This window comes from Caballeronia sp. SEWSISQ10-4 2, from assembly GCF_030464885.1.
Classification (GTDB): Bacteria; Pseudomonadota; Gammaproteobacteria; order Burkholderiales; family Burkholderiaceae; genus Caballeronia.
On sequence record NZ_JALPRJ010000175.1, the window covers coordinates 1 to 6,240 of the forward strand.

The window sequence follows — 6,240 nt, forward strand, 5'->3', positions numbered from 1 at the left end:
GGCGCGCTGTCCATCCCCGGCCTGAAGGCCGAGGTCTTTCGCGCAACCTGATAAAAAAACCGCCGATGTCTTCCGACACGGCGGTTTTTTTTCAACCGTCCTGCTATCTCACAAGCTTACAGCGCGGCGATCGAGTCGCGTGCGGTAGCCAAAGCAGCGCCGGCGGCGTCCGGGCCCATATTCAGGCCTTCGGCGAAGATGAAGCTGACGTCGGTCATGCCGAGGAAGCCCAGGAACGACTTCAGATACGGTGTTTGCGAATCGTTCGGCGTGCCGCTGTACTTACCGCCACGTGCCGACACAACAATCACCTTCTTGCCCTTCACCAAGCCTTCCGGGCCGCTCGCGCCATACTTGAACGTGATGCCGGCGCGCGCGATCCAGTCAAAGTACGCCTTCAATTGCGACGAAATGCCGAAGTTGTACATCGGCGCTGCGATCACAACCACGTCAGCTGCTTGCAGTTCGGCGATGAGCGCTTCGCTCTTTGCGTTAATCGCGTTCTGCTCCGGGCTACGCTGGTCGGCGGGCGTGAAGAACGCGCCTAGCGTAGCGTCGTCGAGGTGGGGGATGTTGTCGGCGAGAAGATTTCGCACGACAAGCTTCGCACCCGGGTGTGCTTGCTGCAGCTTCGCCGACACTTCGTCAGCCAGCAACGTGGATTGGGCGCCTTGCGAGCGGGCTGCGGAATTGATTTGAAGAATGGTCGTCATGATGATTCCTCTGTCCTGTTGAGTTTGAGCACGGATCGCGCTCTGACAGGACGCATTCTTCTTTTTTACGACGCAGGGAACAAGCTGTGCACTCGCGACGGATTGTTGCAGTAGTAGAACAATCCGCTGTTAGCTCCTCAACCTTTCAGCCAGCGTTCGCGCCATTGCTTCGACGGACCGCGGCCATCGGCGGTGGAAAGCACGTAACGCGATACTTCCGGCGGATCGAGTTTGACCTGCGCCACGCGCAACTCATCGCGCCGAAATGCGTGCACCTCTACCTTCGCGCCCGGCAAATAGCGAGAAAGCAGCGTGTCGAGATTCGATCCCGTCACGCGCAAGCCGTCGATTGCAACCAGCACGTCCCCCGCCGATAACCCCGCTTTCTGCGCCGCGCTGTTCTCGTGGACAGCCGCGAGCACGCAATCCGCGCCATTGCGGATGCGCGCGCCGAGCGATGGTTTCGCCGCCGTGCCGTTGGTCGCGACGTCGGCCGCGAACTTGATGCCGAAGGGCTCGAACAAAGTCTCGAGCGGCAGATCGCGCGTGCCGTGGACACCGTCGCGAAACAGCTTTTTCAGGTCGGCGCCGGTGGCTTCGGCGAACAGCGCTTCGACCTCGTGTTCCTCGATACCCCGCGCTTTGCCATGATAAAAATCGCGTCCGTAGCGTTGCCACAAGAGCCGCATGACGTCGTCGAGTGACTTCTTGCCCTCGGTTTGCGCGCGGATCGACAGGTCGAAAGCGAGCGCAACCAGCGATCCTTTCTGGTAGTAACTGACGATCGCGTTCGCCGCGTTTTCATCCTGCCGATAATATTTGACCCACGCGTCGAACGAGCTTTCCGCCACGCTCTGCTTGAGCCGCCCCGACCCGCGCAACACACCGCCAAGCGTTTTTCCCAGAAGCGAAAAATACTCGCTCGCGCTGATCAGGCCGCTGCGCACGAGCATCAGGTCGTCGTAGTACGACGTAAAACCTTCGAACAGCCACAAAAGCGATGTGTAATTTTCCTGCGATAAATCGTACGGTGCGAACGCGGCCGGTTTGATGCGCTTCACGTTCCACGTATGGAAATACTCGTGGCTGCAAAGACCGAGATACGTCCGATACCCCTCCGTCACATCCGGGCGCCCGGTCACGGGCAGATCCGCGCGATTGCAGATCAACGCCGTCGACGCCCGATGTTCCAGCCCGCCATAACCATCGGCTACAGCAACCGTCATGAACACGTAACGATCGACCGGCGCCTTCTTCGTACGCGGCTCGAACAACGCAATCTGGGCTTCGCAAACACGCTTGAGGTCATTTTCCAGCCGATGCATATCGAGCCCGGTCACCCGGCCTGAAATCACGATGTCATGCTTCGAGCCATGGGCATCGAAGGAACCGAGCGCAAATTCACCCAGCGTGACCGGATGATCGATCAGCGCATCGTAGTTCGGCGCTTCATACGTGCCAAAACCATAGCGTTTCGTGCCGCGCGCCTCGGGCAATGCGGTCGCCACGCGCCAGCTTGCGTAGTGCGCGCCAGAAGGCTTTTGGATATCGACTGTGCAGGGCGCATCGGCCTGCCCTTCCACCGCCAGGAACACGCTCGTGCCGTTGAAAAAACCGATGGTGTCATCGAGATGCGCGGCACGCACCGACAAATCCCAGCCATAAACCTCGTAACGCAGCGTGATCGGGCCATCGTGCGGCGCGGTTGCCCAAGCATGTTTGTCTGTTTTATCGATGGCGAGCTTGCGGCCAGCCGCGTTGAACGCCTCCAGCGTCACGATATTGCGGGCAAATTCGCGGATCATGTAGCTGCCCGGAATCCACACCGGCAGCACAAAACGCTGGCCCGACGGATCGGGTTGCGCGACGGTCAACGTCACTTCGAACAAATGCGCTGCGGGATTTTTCGGAACGATGGTGTAACGGATGGCGGTCATGCGTCGAGGTCCTTTGTTCTTATCGCCGGGCGTGGTGGCTGGCCCAAGCTTTTCGCGGTTGAACCGCTTATTGCAGAATCAGGCAAGTGGAAGTTCATGAAAGCGAAAGAGGCGCTTCACGCGCCTCCTTCGTCGTCTGTCGACTAATCGACAGCTAAATCAGCGAACCGCCGACAGTTCCTTCTCCAGCCGATCCGCCGGCACCGCGCCGGGCAGACGGCGTCCGTCCGCGAGGAAAACGGTTGGCGTGCCGGTGACGTTCATCGACTGGCCGAGTTTCAGGTTTTTGTCGATGGCAGTCGTGTCGCAGCTGGCCGCGGCCGTGGGCGCCGTATGGTCGAGCATCCAGCCTTCCCACGCGGTCGAGCGGTCCTTCGAGCACCAGATCGACTTCGACTTCACCGTCGAATCCGGCGACAAAACCGGGTAGAGGAAGGTGTAGACGGTGACGTTATCGACGGATTTGAGCGTGGTCTCGAGCTGCTTGCAATACGGGCAGTTCGGATCGGAGAAGACGGCGATCTTGCGCGCGCCCGTGCCCTTCACCACCTTCACCGCGTTCTCGAACGGCAGCTTCGCGAAGTCGATCTTGTTCGTTTCCGCGAGACGCGCTTCGGTGAGATTCGTGCGCGTGCGGGTGTCAACGAGATCGCCCATCAGCAAGTAGTTGCCGGTTGCATCCGTGTAGACGATCTGCGCGCCGAGATTGACTTCATAGAGCCCCGGAACCGGGGACTTCTGCACGCTTTTGATGTCGGCCTCGCCTATGCGCGATTGCAGCGTTGCCTTGATCTTGTCGGTGGTCTGATCGGCGTGTGCCGCGATGCCGATACCAAACACCGCGGCCAGCGTGGCTGCGGTGACCAGGGCGCGGCGAAGAGTGATTTTCATTCGAGTTTCCGTCAAGCTGAAGTATGTGGGATGTTCTTAACCAAGCGCCGCGGAGACAAGCCAGCGCTTGATGAGCGGCTGCGCACCCACGAGCGCCATGCCCGTGTTGCGCGCTGCGCGAGCGAGCGTGCCGGGCATGGCGAAGAGTTTCTGCAAGCCGTCGCAGGCGAGCGTCAGTTTCTGGATGTCCTCGCGACGCGTGCGTTCGTATCGGCGCAGGAGAACGGGGTCGCCGGCCGTTCGGAACGCTTCCTTGCCCGCGAGGGTTTCGGCCAGCGCGGCGACATCGCGCAAACCGAGGTTCATGCCTTGGCCCGCCAGCGGATGAATCAGATGCGCGGCGTCACCGACCAGCGCCACGCGCGGGCCGATCAGCCGGTCCACCGTTTGCAGCGCAAGCGGAAAGCCCTGCGCCGGCGTCACGCATTCGAGCGTGCCGAGCATGTTCTGCGTGGCCTTCTCGACTTCCGCCGCGAGCTGGGTGGGATCGAGTTTGAGAAGGGCATCGGCGTGTTCGGTTCTTGCGGACCACACGAGCGACACGTGGTCACCCGGCAACGGCAACAACGCAATGATCTCGCCGTCGCGAAACCATTGGTACGCAGTTTCAGCGTGCGGCTTTTCGCACTTGAAGTTCGCCACCACGCCCGTCTGCCGATAATCCCGCCGATGCATCTTCGCACCCGTCTGCGCCCGCACCCAGGAATGCGCGCCATCCGCGCCGACCACCAGATCCGCTTCGAGCGAGTCGCCATTTGCGAGGGTGAGATGCGCGGCGTCGTCGTGGATCGTGAGGCCTTGCGCGCGCGAGTCGATCCAGGTGAGATTCGGCTGGAAACGCAGCGCGGAATCGAGCGATCGTTCGATCAACGACGATTCCACGATCCACGCCAATTGCGGCACTGCGGCCTGGAATGCAGAAAAATGCAGTTCCGCGAAGGCGTCGCCGAAAACACGCATATCCAGCACCGGCCCGAGTTTTTCGTGCTCCAGCGCCTGCCACACGCGCAGCCGCTCCAGCAGCGCCTGCGAGCTCGATGAAAGCGCGTAGATGCGGGAGTCGAAAGTATCGGCGGCAGGCGGTGCAGCGGCGGGCGTTGCGAGCAGCGCCGTACGCAAGCCGGATTGCGTCAGCGCAAGCGCCGCCGTCTTGCCGACGAGACCGCCGCCGACCACAGCGGCATGAAAATTTCGTGAGTGGAAAGTCATGTGGGCATTATAGCCGCCGGGGTATTTCGCGATTCGATGTGCAAAGCGGTGTTTCAGCGAGAGGGCAACGTCTGTAGCCGTGGGGCCTTGCCGCTCGCCTCGGCCGCAACGACGGATAGAGATTTTCACTCCCTGCGCCCCGAGGAGCGGCGCTGCCCAGCTCGCCCAGCAGACTCAACCTCAGCGGTACGACAGCGGTTTGTCCGGCCCCGCAAGACGTGGCCGCCCGCTGCGCGCGGGTCGCCGGGCCCTTATGCCCGCGACGCGCGAAAACCAGCGTTGACCCACGCGGGTCCATCGTGGTTCAGGCTGGTCATGCAAGTCGTGATCTCTCTTGTCGTGCTGGGTGTTGCTCTCTACGTGATCGTGAAGGCCGTGGACGACGGCAGTAAGAAGTGGGCTATTGGAGCCGCTGGGACCATCGTAGGTTTCTGGTTAAGAGGGGTTTAGCCCGACCAGCTTCCGTAGCCGTCGAGTTCTGCGGGTTGCGGGGTGATCGTGTGGTCGGTCGTTCCCCTGTGTCTCACCTACCTGGGAAGATTTCATGAACTGGGCTCTTATCCTCACGTGCGTCGCGGTAGGTGCTGCCGTGCCTCTTGTGGTTACGAGCTGGTTGTGGGAAGACATCGCGACGCTCTTTAACCTACTGATTTCGGTAGGCCGCGGCGGTGGCGGAACTATTGGCGGTTCATTCGTAGCCCGGAACCAAGGGTGGATACCCGCCCCTCGCGCGTCCGCGCCCTTCTGCGTTACCTGATAAGTCCGGCCCAGTGTTTGAGCCAGCCATTCGGCTCGTCATGCAGATTATTCTTAGCCTCGTCATCGTTGGCGCGTCAGCCTATGTTTTGGTATTTGCCAAACAAGCCGATGCAGCTCTGAAAAACTGCCGCTACGCGTCGATCGGCACACTTATCGGCTTCTGGCTTCTGGTTTAGGAGATAGCCGTCACCACGCCTCTCTCGCCGTGGTTGATGAGTCTGTTCATTGGAACTGATGCGTTTAGAGCGGTTTTGACCGGTCGGGGCGTCTGCTGCCAAGGTCGCTGTCTTGAGCCAGGTGGGGCGCTTGTAGCGCGTTTTGATGCGTTCCTGATGGGGTGTTTTGCGGTTGTTTCTACGCTGCTGGCTCAAAACGAGGAACGGCCGGTAGCCATCCTGTTCAGTGCCCGTTACGGGGCCAATGTTGCACCAAATAATGTCCCCAATCTGTGGAACGCCATCTGTCACTTGATCACCACTTGTCGAAGCGGGTGGGGTCGTCGGGACCGCCGAGCTCCGAGCCCTTTGGTTCGCCCCAATCCTCCATCGGTGCAATCTCCTGATCGCTTGTCCTGAGCTGCTCAAGGTAGCGCGCCATCGAAAACTCCTTCACCAAGTCGCGCGGGATGCACCGGCCTTCAGGCCGGTGAGGCAGAGCGCTCAGCGTATTGACTGAGTACTGTACAAATATACAGTGGTATGCTATTGATGTGTCATGGCTGAAATTCGCAC

At 60.5% G+C, this 6,240-nt stretch carries 5 protein-coding genes and 1 pseudogene; all 6 read right to left on the minus strand.

Features of this window, described 5'->3' with window-relative positions:
- Positions 1 to 116: 116 nt before the first annotated feature.
- Positions 117 to 713 carry an FMN-dependent NADH-azoreductase gene (locus tag M0D69_RS43150; protein ID WP_301787900.1) on the minus strand — a complete coding sequence of 199 codons (597 nt, stop codon included), beginning with the start codon at positions 711 to 713 and terminating at the stop codon, positions 117 to 119.
- Between the two features lie 137 nt (positions 714 to 850).
- On the minus strand, positions 851 to 2,650 hold the full coding sequence (locus M0D69_RS43155) for a M61 family metallopeptidase (protein WP_301787901.1): 1,800 nt from the start codon (positions 2,648 to 2,650) through the stop codon (positions 851 to 853).
- A 159-nt stretch (positions 2,651 to 2,809) separates the two neighbouring features.
- Positions 2,810 to 3,541, minus strand: a complete 732-nt coding sequence (locus M0D69_RS43160; protein WP_301787902.1) for a DsbC family protein — start codon at positions 3,539 to 3,541, stop codon at positions 2,810 to 2,812.
- A gap of 36 nt (positions 3,542 to 3,577) precedes the next feature.
- The gene (locus M0D69_RS43165; protein WP_301787903.1) at positions 3,578 to 4,750 is read right to left on the minus strand and encodes a UbiH/UbiF family hydroxylase; all 1,173 of its coding nucleotides are present in this window, start codon (positions 4,748 to 4,750) and stop codon (positions 3,578 to 3,580) included.
- A gap of 833 nt (positions 4,751 to 5,583) precedes the next feature.
- Entirely contained in the window at positions 5,584 to 5,976 is a 393-nt protein-coding gene (locus tag M0D69_RS43170) for a type II toxin-antitoxin system PemK/MazF family toxin (protein ID WP_301787904.1), read from the minus strand.
- 4 nt (positions 5,977 to 5,980) lie between these two features.
- Positions 5,981 to 6,240: pseudogene (locus tag M0D69_RS43175) on the minus strand (hypothetical protein); the annotation flags it as partial.